Genomic DNA, 13,996 nt, shown 5'->3' with positions numbered 1-13,996 from the left:
CGTCGCACTGCGGCTTGTGTTCTTGTTTGGTCTTCATCGGTTACTCGAACAGCCGCTTTTGCTTGACGATGTAGCCCGCAGGTTTCTTCTGTTTTTCTAGTACGCCTTCGTCAACCAGGCGCTGCAACCACGCCTTGGCCTGCGCATTGGAAACGTCCAGCGCCGCTGCTACTTCGGCGTCCTTCATCGGCGCACTCAAGAGTTGCTGAATCGCAGCGCGCACGGCAGCGAAGAGCGCTTCGGCAGGGGTCGATTCCGGCTGCGGAGATTTCTTGGCCTCGTCTATAGGCGCCACGGCCTCTGGCGTGACTGGCGGCGGTTCTTCCAATGCCTCAGCGGGTGGCTGCGCATCGGAAACAACGTCGACCGGTGCCGATGGCTCACTCGCGGCCTGGGGCGCTGGCGCGGTGTCGGGTGGCACGGGCGCCGTTGGCTTGGCGTCAGCCGACGTTGGTTCTTCGTTTGAAAACAGCGCAAAACCAACCTGTGGGGATGCCGTCGGCGTGGGCATCGCCACGTTGAACACGTCCTCGAACGAATCCACGTCTTGCGGGTTCGGCCAGGGAAGTGCGCCTTTCTTTCGCAAACCATCTAATCCGGCTGAAGACTCGCCCGTCGATCGAATGAAGACCGGGACGAACTTGAGTTTGTCGAGCTGCTCGACAGCGCCCGCCCAAGTGCCACCTTTGTTGAGGTCGGAACTGACCACCAGTGAGGTGTCTGCCAGGGCATAGATCAGCTTGTTCCGCTGCATGGCGTTGCCGACATTGAACCCGGCACTCGGGTCGTAGGGCGAAATCAGGACCAGTTGCCCATCGAGCAGCAGGTTGCGGTGCTCGCGGTTCATGGTGGTCTTTTCCAGACTGTCCGCCAGAACGCCACAAACTTTTCCACCTCCCTCAAGCGCACCTCGCATGGCGGCCTGATCGATGCCCTTGGCGCCACCGGAGACAAGTGTTCTGCCTGCCCGCGCAGCGAGCCGGCCAACTGCCATGGTGTAGTCGATGAGGGCGTCGTCCACATGGCGCGATCCAACGACGGCAAGCCCGCCGGTTTCGAGCAAAGCCATGTCGCCACAGCCGTAGAGCACCGCTGGCGCATCTTCACGAAGGCGGGCCTTCAGACGGCGCGGATACTCGGCGTCGGCGCGGCTGACGACCCAGATGGCGCGGGCTTGCCAGCGCTCGATCACTTGGCTCAGCAGGAATCCGCGCCCCAGCAATTTCTGCAGGCGGCCCACGTCAATCACCGGCTGGCACGCGCGCAAGATTTCAGCTGCATCCGGTGAGATAAGATCCGCAGGCTGACGCTGGATCTCGCGCAAATGACGCGCGAGACGTTTGTATTCACCTGGCGAGAGCAGATCCGATGACGCAGTGCCTCGTCCGGCAATGAGCGGCGCCGTCAGCAGCAGGATCGCCTGTGTATTGGGTGAGAGGACTGGCGTCATTCGTTGTGCCCCGTCTGTGAAAGGGCCATCGGCCAAACTGCACCACTACCGCTTTTGCGCAGCAGCCATGCAGACACCGTCAGCGTCCAGCGCGAGTCGACCATGTCATCCACCAGGAGGACCGGGCCGGGAGGAATGGGTTGGCCGTTGAGTGCGAGCGAACCATCAATGTTGCGCGCCTGTTGTGTACTGTTTGCCATCGTTTTCTGTTCGGGCCGCGCGTCTGTTTTTGCGATGACCATATGAAACGGGAGACCCAGCGCAGCAGCCAAGCGCTGCGCGAAATTCGGCACCAATTGGGGATGCCGAAGCGAAGGAACGCAGGTCACCCAGGTCGGGCTCGGCTGCGGATTCCACTCTTGAATCATCTTCACGCACGCAGCAACGAGGTCATCGGAAAAGTGGCCGTCGTGGTACTTACCCTGTCGAACCAAGCCGCCCCAACCGGCATCACCCCAGACGCAGAGGGCTTTGCCGGATTCGGCCTGGTGGGCAGGGGCGATGAATCCCTTGACGCCGTACTGGGGCATTCCACCATCGGGCCATTTTTTGCGAGGCTCGATGGGCAGACTTGTGCGACAAAGAAATTCGACGGCGGCTTTGACCAGCTCGGTATCCACGGTTGCAGGCAATGGCGGTAAGGCAGGTTCTGTGACAACACTTGGATCGCCGTCGAGCGCAGCAATCAAAAAGCCCATGTGCTCACCAAACGGCAGGCTGACGTAGTCCTGCATCTGCTGGTGCTCGTCTCGCCGTAGCGCGGTAAGGCGTTCCGCTCGATCCCAGAACGCTTCACTCAGCGTTGCCGCCGTTAGCTGCCACTTGCTGCCTTGTTTGGCAATGGGTGCCGGCGCTTCGAGGGAAAGCAGTGCGATCGTCTTGTCGACACGCCCTTTGCTCAGATTGACTCGGCTCAGCAGCTCGGGCACAGACAGCCCGTTGGGCTCGTCTTCAAGCGCACCGAGGACATCGGCAACTTCTTGTCGGGTCGGAAAGGCACTCCGGATAAACCAGTCAGTGATGTCAGACTCTTCCTGACCGCTGAGGAGTACTCCATAGGCGGAGTCCAGTGCGCGTCCCGCGCGACCAACCTGCTGGTAGTAGGCGACGACCGATCCCGGCATTTGGTAGTGGATGACAAACGCCAGATCCGGCTTGTCGTAGCCCATGCCTAGCGCTGTTGTGGCAACCAGCGCTTTGACTTGGTTGTTGAGCAGCGCCTGTTCAAGCTGTTCTCGGCGATCGCCGGTTTCGCCGGTATAGGCTTCCACGTTGAAGCCTTGGGTCTTCAGCCATTGCGCCACTTGATTGGCATCACGAACCGTCAGCGTGTAGATGATGCCGTGGCCCTGCAGCGTGGCCAGTTGCTCTGCCAGCCAGGCAAGGCGCTCGGCCTGGCTGGGTAAGCGGATCGTCTGCAGGGAAAGCGAAGTCCGATTCAAGTCGCCACGCGAGACGTCCAGATTCGGACCGAGCACGGCAGCAAGGTCCTCCATCACGCGGTTGTTCGCCGTTGCCGTGGTAGCGAGCAAGCGCAGGTTTGGCGGCAGCGTTTTAACGATCCGCTCCAGCAGGCGATAGTGGGGGCGGAAGTCGTGGCCCCAGTCGGAGATGCAGTGCGCTTCGTCGATGACCAGCATCGAGATTTGTGCGGCGATGCCGGCCAGAACCTGCGTGCGGAAGCGCTCGTTCGCCAGGCGCTCGGGTGAGATCAAGAGGATGTCGATGTCGCCCCGGGCGAGCCTGGCCTCGACTTGGGTCCAGTCGTCGACGTTGTCGGAGTTGATCGTGGCCGCACGAACGCCCATTCGTTCCGCTGCGGCGATCTGATTGCGCATCAGCGCCAGCAGCGGCGAGATCAATAGCGCCGGACCGTTTCCGGCGTCGCGCAGCAGCTTCGTCGCAATGAAGTAGACGAAGCTTTTTCCCCATCCAGTCTTCTGGACGACCAGCAAGCGGCCTCGCCCTTCGACGATGTGGCGAATCGCGTCCTCTTGACCTTCACGGAAGGTGGCGTCGGCGCGGCCCGAGCCGATCCGGAGCAACTCCAGCGCGCGCTGCGGTCCGTTTCGAAGCCACCAGTTGCTATTTCGGTCATCATCCCGAATCAACCAGCGATTACCCTCCGAATCTTGAAATGACTCAGTAGTGCTGCGCGCAATGAATTCAATAGCGCGAGGCTCTTTTGAGCCAGCACTGCTATCAATAAATATTCTTAACCTACCGGCGACATAGTCGAGATCGAGCGCGCCTGAATCATTGTCGTAAGTAAAATTGAGTAGGCCAAATGGGGCCGGGAGGTCTATTCCTGGAGAGTCATTTCTGTTGCGACGCGCTGGCTGAAGAAAGACTCTAAAACCTGAAAAGAAACTAGGAGGTAGGATCACTTCAACATTGCCATCCTTGAGTGATACTCTTCGCAGGCCGCCACATCCTCCTTCAAATGAAAATGTAGGCAGCGCTATGAAGAAGTCCTCCAAAAAGAATCCTTCCGAAGCGCCATCTATCATTTCTACACCCTCGAAACTGGAAATCTTTCGAAGACTTGGCAGCTCAAAAATGTAGAGATCCTCGTACCACTGCGAATCACACATCACGGCCACGTGCCGGCTAGAATCAGATGCAAGCACCTTCATCCTGTCGGAACCGGGAACTATCTTTGTGGTCGCAGTTAGGTGCTCTTCACCGTGTACATATGTAGTCAATTCGGCATTTGACCAAGCAGATGATTCATGGTCGTAGGTGCTGGGCTTCACGAGCAGTTTGACTTCGAAAACTTCGATAGTCCTTGCTGTTGAAAAATATTCACCCATTTAGATTCCCGCCAGTTTTTTAGTGTCAGTGCTGGAGCTATCGGGAACCCTGTATCCAGGCGCAAGTATCGCGTTCTTGACGCCATAGAGCGCCAGCGGGTCCTTCAGCCAGAGCCTGAATTCATAACCGCGCAGACTGTGGTCCGGAGAGCAGTCCACACTCCACTGCCGCAAGATGTATCCAGCCGTGGCGGCACGCAGCTTCATCCGCAGTGACCCGCGAACCATGCCGTAATCCATCTCCGTAATTTCAGGGCGGGGCTGGTCCGGGTGCGGCACCATCTCCAGCTCCACGATCCGGGTCCATTGGATGTCCTGATCACTGCGCTCATGGGGCTGCACGTCTGCATCCCTCATAAGGACCGGGCGCTTGATCCGAGTGATGACGAAATCCCGGAACTCCTGCGACTTCCGGTCGAAGGCGCGGACGTGCCAACGGAGGCCGTTGTCGATCAGCGCGAACGGGACGATCTCCCGCTCAGTGCGGCCACTGGAGATGGAGTGGTACTCGATGCCGAGCGGACACTCTTGGTGGATCGCCCGGGTCACGCTCGCCAGCACATCCAGATCCGGATGCGTGAGCCGTGACGGGCTCTCGCTGGCCACCCACGCCTTGAGCCGCATCGGCTCACCATCGCCAAAGCCCTGAGTCAGCCACGACAGCACCCGCTCCGGGGGGAAGTCGAATACAGGCCGGAAGTCCGGCCCCAAGACGTAGGACTTGCCCTTGGGGTCGTAGTCGATGTTGCCCGGGGCCAACTCCTTGTACAGCGCCAGATCCCTGGATGCGGCGGCGGACTGGATGCCAAACCGCGTGACCAAGTCCTGACGGCGTATCTCCCCGATGAAGCGCACGCGCAACTCCACAAACGCGAGCCGGTCGCGTTGTGGCTGGGTTAGATCTGCAAGCTGTTCGTTCGTCATCCGTGCGATACCGGGGAAAGATCACTCATCCGGGTCAGTAATTCCTTGTACGAGCTCTAGGGGAAAGCCTGCGGTCTACCGGCAACCCCCGAACACTACCATCATGATCACACAAGGGCTGCATTTTGATAACCATCTCCGTTCGAGGTAGCCCATCCACCTGCAGATCACTGCGGAACGGCCATCAGGATGCTACGGCACCAAGATCACCACCATAACCAGCTGCTGCCGATGGCCCTCATCGCAACAGGGAGTCTTGAGCTTGTAGAAAAGTTGAAGCGATCGTACAGCACGCTTTGCAGCACAGATCCAACGCATCTGTGTGCCACATCGATATAAGTGCTTCGAGGGACCGCGCCCTGCCCGCTTGGCTCCTATGGCATCCAAACGCTCTGACCAGCAAGGCAGACGCGCCCCCGTCCAGATGGATCCAGCAGCAGCCAGCCCCCGATGGCATACCAGATGGCATACCAGCCAGGCCACAAATGAAAAAAGCCCTTGAAATTCAAGGGCTTAGTTCAAGTATCTGGCGGAGAGGGGGGGATTCGAACCCCCGAGGCGCTATAAACGCCTGCCTGATTTCGAGTCAGGTACATTCAACCACTCTGCCACCTCTCCGGGTGGTCCCCGGCGGACCGGGGACGCGCATCATACGAGGAAGTGAGGCCGACGACAAGTGATTCCGGCCAACGAAGTGAAAATTTCCTGGACGCATGCCTTGCCGGATGCCTGCGGCCACCCGATGATGCCTGTCTCCCCCGGCAATACCCCGCCCTGCCCACCATGATCGAATTCGGACACCTCACCCACCCCGGCATGCGCCGCGAGCTCAACGAGGACACCTACTACGGTGACAGCGAGCTGGCCCTGTGGCTGGTGGCCGACGGCATGGGCGGGCATGCCTGCGGCGAAGTGGCCAGTGCACTGGCGCGCGAAACCATCGTGCGCGAAATCCGCCGCGGCGCACCGCTGGCACAAGCCATCCGCACTGCCGACGAAGAGATCATCCGCGCCTCGCGCCGGCGCAACGACACGTTGCCGATGGGCACCACCGTGGTCGCCGCGCGTGTGCAGGGCAACCGCTATGAAGTGGCCTGGGTCGGCGACAGCCGCGCCTACCTGTGGCGCGACGGCCAGCTGGCGCAGCTCAGCCAGGACCACAGCGTGGTGCAGGAACTGGTCGCACAGGGCAACCTGACCGCCGAGCAGGCCCGCGCGCATCCGCACCGCAACGTGGTCACCCAGGCACTGGGCGTGACTGATCCGGCCCACCTGAACGTGGCTACGACCAGCGGTGAGCTGCGCCCGGGCATGCAGCTGCTGCTGTGCAGTGACGGTCTCACCGAGGAAGTGGATGACCGCGGCATCGCCCGCACCCTGGCATTCGAAGATGCCAGCGCGCAGGAATGCGTGGATACGCTGGTCGCCGCCGCACTCGACGGCGGTGGCCGCGACAACATCAGCGTGATCCTGGTGCGCTGCCATTAACCGGTAGAGCCACGCCGTGCGTGGAGGCGGTAGTGCCGGCCGCTGGCCGGCTCACCCGGGGAACCTCGTATCAGGACGATGCCGGCCAGCGGCCGGCACTACCTCGATGTATTACGCGCTGGCGGGCTCTTCCACCTTCGGGCCATCCCACAGTGCGTGGCCGGCCTTCTTGCGCAGCCGTTCCAGCCGCGCAGCGTGCGCTTCCAATTCCGACGGCGTAGCCACCACGCGCGGACGCGGCAGCAGCTTGCTGGTATCGAAAGCCTGCAACGCCGCGCCGGCACCGCCGCCGTCGTCATCGCCCAGGCCGAAGCCGATCTCTTCCTGGCCCGAGGTCAGTGCGATATAGACATCGCCAAGGATCTGCGCATCGAGCAGGCCGCCGTGCAGCGCACGGTGCGAATTGTCCACGCCCAGCCGCTTGCACAGCGCATCCAGCGAGTTGCGCTGGCCCGGGAAGCGCTCGCGCGCCATCGCGAGGGTATCGATCACCGTACAGCGGTCGGCGATCTTTCCGTACTGCGGCCCCAGCAGCGACAACTCGTTGTCGAGGAAGCCGAGGTCGAACGCCGCGTTGTGGATGATCAGCTCGGCGCCATCGATGAACGCCAGGAACTCATCGGCAATCTGCGCGAATTCAGGCTTGTCATCGAGGAACTCCAGGGTCAGGCCGGTGACTTCCTGCGCGCCCTGTTCGAACTCGCAGTCCGGCTTGATGTACTGGTGGTAGTTGTTGCCGGTCGGGCGGCGCTTGAACAGCTCCACGCAGCCGATTTCGACGATGCGGTTGCCCTTCTTCCACTCCAGGCCGGTGGTTTCGGTATCGAGGATGATCTGACGCATGGGCTCAGTTTACCGGGCTGGAGTCGCGGACCTGGATCGCCGCGTTGCGGGCCAGGGTATCCACCCGCTCATTGTCCGGGTCGCCGGAGTGCCCCTTCACCCAGCGCCAGTCGATCTGGTGCCGCAGCGTGGCCGCGTGCAGGCGCTCCCACAGCTCGCGGTTCTTCACCGGATCACCGCCGGCAGTCTTCCAGTTCTTGCGGATCCAGCCGGGCATCCACTGGGTCAGGCCCTGCCGCACGTACTGCGAGTCGGTGTAGAGCACGATGTTGCACGGCTCGGTCAGCGTCTCCAGCCCGGAAATGGCCGCCATCAGCTCCATCCGGTTGTTGGTGGTGTGCGCCTCACCGCCACTGAGCTCGCGCTCGTGGCCCTTGTAGCGCAGCAACGCGGCCCAGCCGCCGGGGCCGGGATTGCCGAGGCAGGATCCGTCGGTGTGGATTTCGATGGTTTTCAATACAGCTCCAGAATCAGGTAGCAACGGTGCCGTGCCAGCGCACCGGCAACGGTTTCGGCCCGGGCAGGGCCAGCGTGCGTTTTTCCGCATGGAACAGGCAGGCCGCGCGCAATGGCGCCCAGCCCCCCGCACGACGGCTGCCGGCACCGCGCCAGAGCGGGCCGAGGTAGCGCATATCGTCGCACTCCAGGCCATGGCGGCCGAGCAGCAGGCGGATCCGCTGTGGCGTACGCACCACCAGCCCATGCTGCCGCCAGTGCGTGCGGTACGGGCTGAACGGGTTGAGGCTGCTCAGCCACAAATGCCCGCCCGGCATCAGTACGCGCTCGCACTCGTCGAGCAGCTGGTCGGCATCGCCTGTGGTGACATGCTGCAGCACGATCGCATTGACGCTCTCGTTGGCCAGGGGCAAGGGCAGCCCGCAGCGGGTATCGCCGTCATAGCCCGGCCCCTGCCGGTACAGGCGCAGGCCGCGCCCACCCAGCTGCGCATCCTCCAGCCAGGCCGCACTCGGTGCGATCCACAACCAGGGTTGCGCGGGCAGCACCGACAGCTGCGGAAGCAGCAACTGCCGTTCCAGAACGCGCAGGGCCGCCGCTGGCTCACTGTCGAACCACGGGGTCTGGCTCGCTTGACGGGTGCTCTGCAGCGCGGGCATGGTCCAATTCTATGCGACTGACTGCCCTGCCCGCATTTGCGGATAACTACATCTGGACGCTGATCGACGACGATGGTGCCGCCGTGGTCGTTGACCCCGGCGACGCCGCGCCGGTGCTCGCGCTGGCCGATCAGGGCCTGCGCGTGGATACGATCCTGCTCACCCACCACCACGACGACCACATCGGTGGCGTGCCTGCCCTGAAAGCGCGTTTTCCCGATGCGCGGGTGATCGCGCCTGTCGAAGAGCGCATTCCCACGGCGACCGAGCGGGTCGGCGAAGGTGAACGCGTTCAGGCACTGGGCCGGACGTTCCACGTACTATCCGTGCCCGGGCATACCCGCAGCCACATCGCGTTTCACACTGCTGAACATCTTTTCAGTGGAGATTCGTTGTTCAGCCTGGGCTGTGGACGTCTGTTCGAAGGTACGCCGTCCCAGCTGCTGGCATCGATGCGCAAGCTGGGTACCTTGCCCGCGCAACTGCTGCTTTGTTGCGCCCACGAGTACACCGTGTCAAATGCCGTCTTCGCGCGGCATGTCGACCCCGCCAACGCTGCCCTGTGGCAGCGCCAAGAGGAGGCTTTGGCCATGCGCCGCGATGACCGTTCCACCCTGCCGGTAACCCTGGCCAACGAATTCGACTGCAATCCCTTCCTGCGTGTGCACGCGGCGCCGATCCGTGCGTCGGTGTCGGCACACCTGGGCCGTGACGTCGTTGACGACGTCGACGTGATGGCCGGTCTCCGGCACTGGAAAGACGGCTTCCGCGCATGATGCGCCGAAGTCTGCCGCTGGCCCTGGGCCTTGCCCTGGGGCTGGCCGGAACCGCGGGCGCACAGTCGCTGGGCGCCGGCATCAGCCAGAACCTGACCGCTGCCGCGGCCCTGCCGCTGGACCCGTCCGCGCTGCCAGCGGCCTCGGTGCGCAATGGCCAGGAGATCTTCACCAGCTTCCGCGACGGCCTGGCCGAACCCAGCTGCGACGCCGAGGCCACCAGCCCGCGCTGGCAGAAGCAGTTCGCCCACGCCCCCTCGCGCCTGGCCAACCAGGATGACGATGCGCTGGTGCTGTTCGGCTACGTGGTCGAAGAGCTGCGCAAGGCCGACCTGCCCACCGAATTCGCGCTGATTCCCTTCGTGGAAAGCGGCTACCGGCCCAATGCCCGCAACGGCAGCGGCCCGACCGGCCTGTGGCAGTTCATCGCCACCACCGCGCGCAACCACCGCGTGCCGATGGCCAACGGCTATGACGGCCGCCTGTCGGCGGTCGATTCCACCCAGGCCGCAGTGCGTTACCTGAAGACCCTGCACGGCATGTTCGGCGGCGACTGGCGCCTGGCCACCATGGCCTACAACGCCGGCGAGTACCGCGTGCTGCAGTCCATGCGCAAGGCTGGCATGAACGCGCAGAACGCCAAGCCTTCGGCGTTGCCCGGCCTGTCGCCGGTCACCCATGCCTACGTCGAGAAGCTGCATGCCCTGGCGTGCGTGCTGGAAGACGTGGAAGACCAGCCCGGCGTGATGGCCTCGCTGGACCGCACCGTGCCGGTGCTGAAGGACCACACCCTGCCTGCGGGCACCAGCGTGCAGCAGTGGGCCGCACAGCGCGCCCTGGACCCGGCCAGGATCGCCCGCCTCAACCCGGCCCTGGCCTCCGGTGGCCGACCCTCGGGCACCACCCGCGTGCTGGCACCGGTCTCGGCCGCAAATGCGACGGTAACGGAGGCAGCGACCGCGCTGGTCGCCAGCGCCGCACCGGTGGCGGCCGCTGTACCCGCGCCGCAGGCCACCAGGACCGTCGCCGCGATCGCCGACCGCCCGCGCAGCCGCCGCCACACCGTGCGTGATGGCGAGTCGGCCTGGACCATCGCCCGCCGCTACGGCATGCCGGTGAAGGCCCTGCTGTCGCTGAACGGCCTGAGCGGCAGCAGCGTGCTGAAGCCTGGCGCGGTACTGCGCGTCGAGGACTGACGCGCAGGCCAGGCGCCTCCCCATGTAGAGCCGAGCCCATGCTCGGCTTTTTTCTTGCCTGCGACTTCTCGGCATTCATGGCAAGCCGAGCGTGGGCTCGGCTCTACAGTTCAATTTCCAGCAACGCTCCAACAAAAAAGGCCCGGCAATGCCGGGCCTTTCTCGTCCTGCCCGCCGCGAGGCTTACAGGTTCGCTTCGGTGGTCTGGATCACGAACTTCTTGCGCATCGCCTCAACGTAGGCCTTGGCCGCAGCCATGCCATCGATCTGGCTCAGCTGGTCCTTCAGCTGCTTCTGCTGCTCGGCGGTCACTTCCTTCACGTCGCCCGGGTTCACCTTGTTCACCGCGAACAGCAGCGCGTGGCCGTTGACGTCGACCTTGCCGTAGCTCGGCTTGCCATCGGCCGGCACCGGCGCACTGAAGATCGCGCGGTTGATTTCCGGGGTCGGCACCGGCTGGCTGCGCGGCAGGCCCGGCATCGGGCTCAGCTGCAGCTTCTCGCTGGCCGCCAGCGACTGCAGGGTGGCGCCCGCCTTCAGCTTGGCCAGCACGGCATCGGCCGCCTTGTCGCTGGCCTGGCGCTGGCGGTCGGCACGGATCGCGGCGATCACCTGCTCGCGGGCCTTGTCCAGCGGCATGGCCTGTTCCGGGGTGTGCGCGGCCACGCGGATGACCACACTGTGGTTGGTCGCGCCGCCCAGAGCGATCGGGTCGCTGGCGGTCCCGTCCTGCACCAGCACGTCGGAGAACGCGGCACGCAGCACGGCCGGGTCAGCGGCGATGCCACTGGCGGTGGCACGGGTGATCGGGCCCAGGGTCTGCAGCGGCAGGTTCACTTCCTTGGCCGCAGCAGCCAGATCGCTCGGGCTCTTGTTGATGGCGTCGACCAGACGGCCGGCCAGTTCGTTGAAGCCGCGCTCGCCGTCGGCCTTCAGTTGCTCTGCAGCCAGCGTGTCACGCACTTCCTCGAAGGACTTGCCCTGGCCACCACGGACCGCGGCAACCTTGATGATGTGATAGCCGAACTCGGTCTTGACCGGACCAATCACGTCACCGGCCTTGGCGGCGAACAGCGCATCTTCAAACGGCTTGACCATCGCGCCGCGTTCGACCCAACCCAGGTCACCACCCTGCCCCTTCGAACCCGGGTCTTCCGAGTTGGCCTTGGCCAGTGCAGCGAAGTCGGCGCCGGCGGCCTTGGCTTCGGCGGCAATCTTGTTCGCCTTGGCTTCGGCACCGTCGCCGGTGATCAGGATATGCGAGGCCTGGCGCTGCTCCGGCGTGGTGAACTTCGCCTTCTCGTCTTCATAGCGCTTGCGCAGGGTGGCTTCGTCGGCTGCGGTCGGTGCCGGCAGGTTCGCGCCATTGATCTCGACGTACTCCAGCGAGACGCTCTCGGCCTGGCGGAAGTCCTTGCCATGGCTGTCGTACCACTGCTTGATCTGCGCATCGGTCACCGGCGCGGTATCGGCCGGCACTTCCGGCAGCGCGGCCAGTTCGACGTCGCGGGTCTCGCCCAGCAGCTTCAGCAGGCGCTCGGTCTCGGACTGGGTAACGAAGCCCGAGTTCTGCAGGCCCGACGGAATCACCGACTGCTGCAGGCTCTCACGCACCAGTTCCTGGAACTGGGTCGGGGTACGCGGCGGATTGCCACCGGCCAGCGCCAGGCGGTAGTTGTTCTCGTTGAACTTGCCGTTCGAATCGAGGAAGGCCGGGATGGTGGCGATGTACTCGCGCACCGCGCCATCGCCGATCACGACACCGGCCTGCTCGCCGACCAGGCGCACGACCTGCTCGTCGATCAGCTGGTCGAGCACGGCCAGCTTGTTCTGGGTGCTCTCGAACGCGCGCGGGTCGAAGTTCTCGCCCTGCTGCTGGCGCTCACGCATGCGCTCCTGCTCGAAGCGGGTGCGGAAATCCTGCGCGCTGATCTCATGGTGCTGCCACAGCATGCGCACCGGCCACCACGACGGTGCCGAACGCCACCAGGTCGGGGGCGCGGAAACCTTGGCCACGTTCTGTGCGCCAACGCCACCCAGGTAGCTGTTGTCGATCACGAACAGGAACGGAATCATCAGCAGCCCCAGGATCACGGTGACGATCCAGCCTGAGGTCTTGTCGCGGAGTTTCTGCAGCATGGTGAGGAATCACAAGGCCTGATTGGCGAGCCCGGCAGTGTAACCCGCTTCGTCGCAGGGACCAAAAGCAGCACCGGCGTGGCCTGCGCACCGCTTCGCGACGACACAAAGAAAAAGCCCCCGGCTTGCGCCGAGGGCTTTTAAAGTTGGCGGAGCGGACGGGACTCGAACCCGCGACCTCCGGCGTGACAGGCCAGCATTCTAACCAGCTGAACTACCGCTCCGCGCTGAAACTTTGCAGGCGCCCAGTATATCCGAAGACTCCCTGGAAACCCAGCCCGATGAACACTTTTTTCAAAGTTTTTTCACAGGGACTTAAGAATTCTGCAATGGCGGAGCGGACGGGACTCGAACCCGCGACCTCCGGCGTGACAGGCCAGCATTCTAACCAGCTGAACTACCGCTCCGTTCTTGCAAAAACCTTTTCGCCTTCTTCCCGAACCTTCCGGGGAGAAGACAAGGCCCCCGGCTTCAGGCCGGGGGCCTCGATGTAGTGGCGGAGCGGACGGGACTCGAACCCGCGACCTCCGGCGTGACAGGCCAGCATTCTAACCAGCTGAACTACCGCTCCGCATTGTTGCTTTTCTTGCTTTCCAACCAGCCTGGACCGGGAAGAAAACAAAGCCTCCAGCTTTTGGCCGGAGGCCTCGTTGAATGGCGGAGCGGACGGGACTCGAACCCGCGACCTCCGGCGTGACAGGCCAGCATTCTAACCAGCTGAACTACCGCTCCACACTCAAACTTTTACCGCGGTGCTGTGGTGGGTGCTGAGGGTTTCGAACCCCCGACCCTCTCCGTGTAAAGGAGACGCTCTACCGCTGAGCTAAGCACCCCAGCGAGCCGCTTAGTTTACAGCATCCTTCAGGGCCTTACCAGCCTTGAACGACGGATTCTTCGAAGCAGCGATCTTGATGGTGTCGCCGGTCTTCGGGTTGCGGCCGGTGCGTGCAGCACGGTCGCGGACCTGGAAGGTACCGAAGCCAACCAGGGTGACCGCATCGCCGTCCTTCAGCGCCTTGGTGACGGCAGCAACGACGGCATCGACAGCGCGGCTGGACTCGGCCTTGGTCAGGTCGGCAGCTTCAGCAACGGCATCGATCAATTCGGTCTTGTTCATTCTCTACAACTCCTTTGGCGGTGGGTTCCGCTTATTCGACAGGGAAGCAACCGCATGCCTTCTGCATGCGGCCGCCATGTGGAAACGGTTCGCCGATTCAGTCATCGCTGACAGCGATCACTCATTCGCGAGTGC

At 63.4% G+C, this 13,996-nt stretch carries 11 protein-coding genes and 6 tRNA genes; 3 read left to right on the top strand and 14 right to left on the bottom strand.

Features of this window, described 5'->3' with window-relative positions; genetic code table 11:
- Positions 1 to 40 precede the first annotated feature (40 nt).
- The 4 genes from AC5P5X_RS14530 to AC5P5X_RS14515 all read right to left on the bottom strand — a co-directional run bounded on the left by AC5P5X_RS14530 (position 41) and on the right by AC5P5X_RS14515 (position 5,805).
- Positions 41 to 1,450 carry a DNA-processing protein DprA gene (locus tag AC5P5X_RS14530; protein ID WP_070473773.1) on the bottom strand — a complete coding sequence of 470 codons (1,410 nt, stop codon included), beginning with the start codon at positions 1,448 to 1,450 and terminating at the stop codon, positions 41 to 43.
- Positions 1,447 to 4,263, bottom strand: coding sequence for a RecQ family ATP-dependent DNA helicase (locus AC5P5X_RS14525; RefSeq protein WP_254665306.1), 2,817 nt, complete (start codon positions 4,261 to 4,263; stop codon positions 1,447 to 1,449). Before AC5P5X_RS14525 ends, AC5P5X_RS14530 begins: the two co-directional genes overlap by 4 nt.
- Complete coding sequence (locus AC5P5X_RS14520; protein ID WP_070473771.1) at positions 4,264 to 5,187, bottom strand: helix-turn-helix transcriptional regulator; 924 nt, start codon at positions 5,185 to 5,187, stop codon at positions 4,264 to 4,266. It abuts the gene before it with no gap.
- Between the two features lie 527 nt (positions 5,188 to 5,714).
- Positions 5,715 to 5,805 (bottom strand) — tRNA-Ser (locus AC5P5X_RS14515).
- Positions 5,806 to 5,970: 165 nt separating this feature from the next.
- Between AC5P5X_RS14515 and AC5P5X_RS14510 the strand changes: the two genes are divergently transcribed.
- Positions 5,971 to 6,675, top strand: coding sequence for a PP2C family protein-serine/threonine phosphatase (locus AC5P5X_RS14510; RefSeq protein ID WP_005408277.1), 705 nt, complete (start codon positions 5,971 to 5,973; stop codon positions 6,673 to 6,675).
- Between the two features lie 111 nt (positions 6,676 to 6,786).
- Here the strand turns inward: AC5P5X_RS14510 and dnaQ are convergent, their stop codons facing one another.
- The 3 genes from dnaQ to AC5P5X_RS14495 are packed head-to-tail and all read right to left on the bottom strand — an operon-like array spanning position 6,787 to position 8,633.
- Complete coding sequence (gene dnaQ, locus AC5P5X_RS14505; protein ID WP_005408276.1) at positions 6,787 to 7,518, bottom strand: DNA polymerase III subunit epsilon; 732 nt, start codon at positions 7,516 to 7,518, stop codon at positions 6,787 to 6,789.
- Positions 7,519 to 7,522: 4 nt separating this feature from the next.
- Positions 7,523 to 7,975: a ribonuclease HI gene (gene rnhA, locus AC5P5X_RS14500; RefSeq protein ID WP_004154603.1), complete on the bottom strand. Its 453-nt coding sequence runs from the start codon at positions 7,973 to 7,975 to the stop codon at positions 7,523 to 7,525.
- Between the two features lie 13 nt (positions 7,976 to 7,988).
- Complete coding sequence (locus tag AC5P5X_RS14495; RefSeq protein WP_106550101.1) at positions 7,989 to 8,633, bottom strand: class I SAM-dependent methyltransferase; 645 nt, start codon at positions 8,631 to 8,633, stop codon at positions 7,989 to 7,991.
- Positions 8,634 to 8,644: 11 nt separating this feature from the next.
- Here AC5P5X_RS14495 and gloB point away from each other — a divergent pair, with 11 nt between their 5' ends.
- Both gloB and AC5P5X_RS14485 read left to right on the top strand, forming a co-directional pair.
- A complete protein-coding gene (gene gloB, locus AC5P5X_RS14490; protein WP_106550100.1) occupies positions 8,645 to 9,409 on the top strand; it encodes a hydroxyacylglutathione hydrolase in 765 nt (254 codons plus the stop codon).
- Positions 9,406 to 10,605 (top strand): lytic transglycosylase domain-containing protein, encoded by a 1,200-nt coding sequence (locus tag AC5P5X_RS14485; protein ID WP_111189437.1) that lies wholly within the window; start codon positions 9,406 to 9,408, stop codon positions 10,603 to 10,605. Before gloB ends, AC5P5X_RS14485 begins: the two co-directional genes overlap by 4 nt.
- A gap of 183 nt (positions 10,606 to 10,788) precedes the next feature.
- On the opposite strand, the gene AC5P5X_RS14480 is transcribed toward AC5P5X_RS14485, so the two are convergent.
- From AC5P5X_RS14480 to AC5P5X_RS14450, 7 genes are all read right to left on the bottom strand, one after another.
- On the bottom strand, positions 10,789 to 12,744 hold the full coding sequence (locus tag AC5P5X_RS14480) for a peptidyl-prolyl cis-trans isomerase (protein ID WP_106550098.1): 1,956 nt from the start codon (positions 12,742 to 12,744) through the stop codon (positions 10,789 to 10,791).
- A gap of 147 nt (positions 12,745 to 12,891) precedes the next feature.
- Positions 12,892 to 12,968: transfer RNA gene (locus tag AC5P5X_RS14475), tRNA-Asp, on the bottom strand.
- A gap of 106 nt (positions 12,969 to 13,074) precedes the next feature.
- Positions 13,075 to 13,151, bottom strand: a tRNA-Asp gene (locus AC5P5X_RS14470).
- Positions 13,152 to 13,238: 87 nt separating this feature from the next.
- Positions 13,239 to 13,315: transfer RNA gene (locus AC5P5X_RS14465), tRNA-Asp, on the bottom strand.
- A gap of 84 nt (positions 13,316 to 13,399) precedes the next feature.
- Positions 13,400 to 13,476, bottom strand: a tRNA-Asp gene (locus AC5P5X_RS14460).
- A 26-nt stretch (positions 13,477 to 13,502) separates the two neighbouring features.
- Positions 13,503 to 13,577, bottom strand: a tRNA-Val gene (locus AC5P5X_RS14455).
- A gap of 11 nt (positions 13,578 to 13,588) precedes the next feature.
- Entirely contained in the window at positions 13,589 to 13,861 is a 273-nt protein-coding gene (locus AC5P5X_RS14450; protein WP_004146343.1) for an HU family DNA-binding protein, read from the bottom strand.
- Positions 13,862 to 13,996 lie beyond the last annotated feature (135 nt).

This window comes from Stenotrophomonas sp. YJH_SMC_91, assembly GCF_059368495.1.
This window is presented reverse-complemented; position numbering and strand designations above follow the sequence as displayed.

Bases quoted from the DNA above. Each gene is read 5' to 3' on its own strand.
- AC5P5X_RS14530 (WP_070473773.1), bottom strand. From the start codon at position 1,450: ATGACGCCAGTCCTCTCACCCAATACACAGGCGATCCTGCTGCTGACG.
- AC5P5X_RS14525 (WP_254665306.1), bottom strand. From the start codon at position 4,263: ATGGGTGAATATTTTTCAACAGCAAGGACTATCGAAGTTTTCGAAGTC.
- AC5P5X_RS14520 (WP_070473771.1), bottom strand. From the start codon at position 5,187: ATGACGAACGAACAGCTTGCAGATCTAACCCAGCCACAACGCGACCGG.
- AC5P5X_RS14510 (WP_005408277.1), top strand. From the start codon at position 5,971: ATGATCGAATTCGGACACCTCACCCACCCCGGCATGCGCCGCGAGCTC.
- dnaQ (WP_005408276.1), bottom strand. From the start codon at position 7,518: ATGCGTCAGATCATCCTCGATACCGAAACCACCGGCCTGGAGTGGAAG.
- AC5P5X_RS14495 (WP_106550101.1), bottom strand. From the start codon at position 8,633: ATGCCCGCGCTGCAGAGCACCCGTCAAGCGAGCCAGACCCCGTGGTTC.
- gloB (WP_106550100.1), top strand. From the start codon at position 8,645: ATGCGACTGACTGCCCTGCCCGCATTTGCGGATAACTACATCTGGACG.
- AC5P5X_RS14485 (WP_111189437.1), top strand. From the start codon at position 9,406: ATGATGCGCCGAAGTCTGCCGCTGGCCCTGGGCCTTGCCCTGGGGCTG.
- AC5P5X_RS14480 (WP_106550098.1), bottom strand. From the start codon at position 12,744: ATGCTGCAGAAACTCCGCGACAAGACCTCAGGCTGGATCGTCACCGTG.
- AC5P5X_RS14450 (WP_004146343.1), bottom strand. From the start codon at position 13,861: ATGAACAAGACCGAATTGATCGATGCCGTTGCTGAAGCTGCCGACCTG.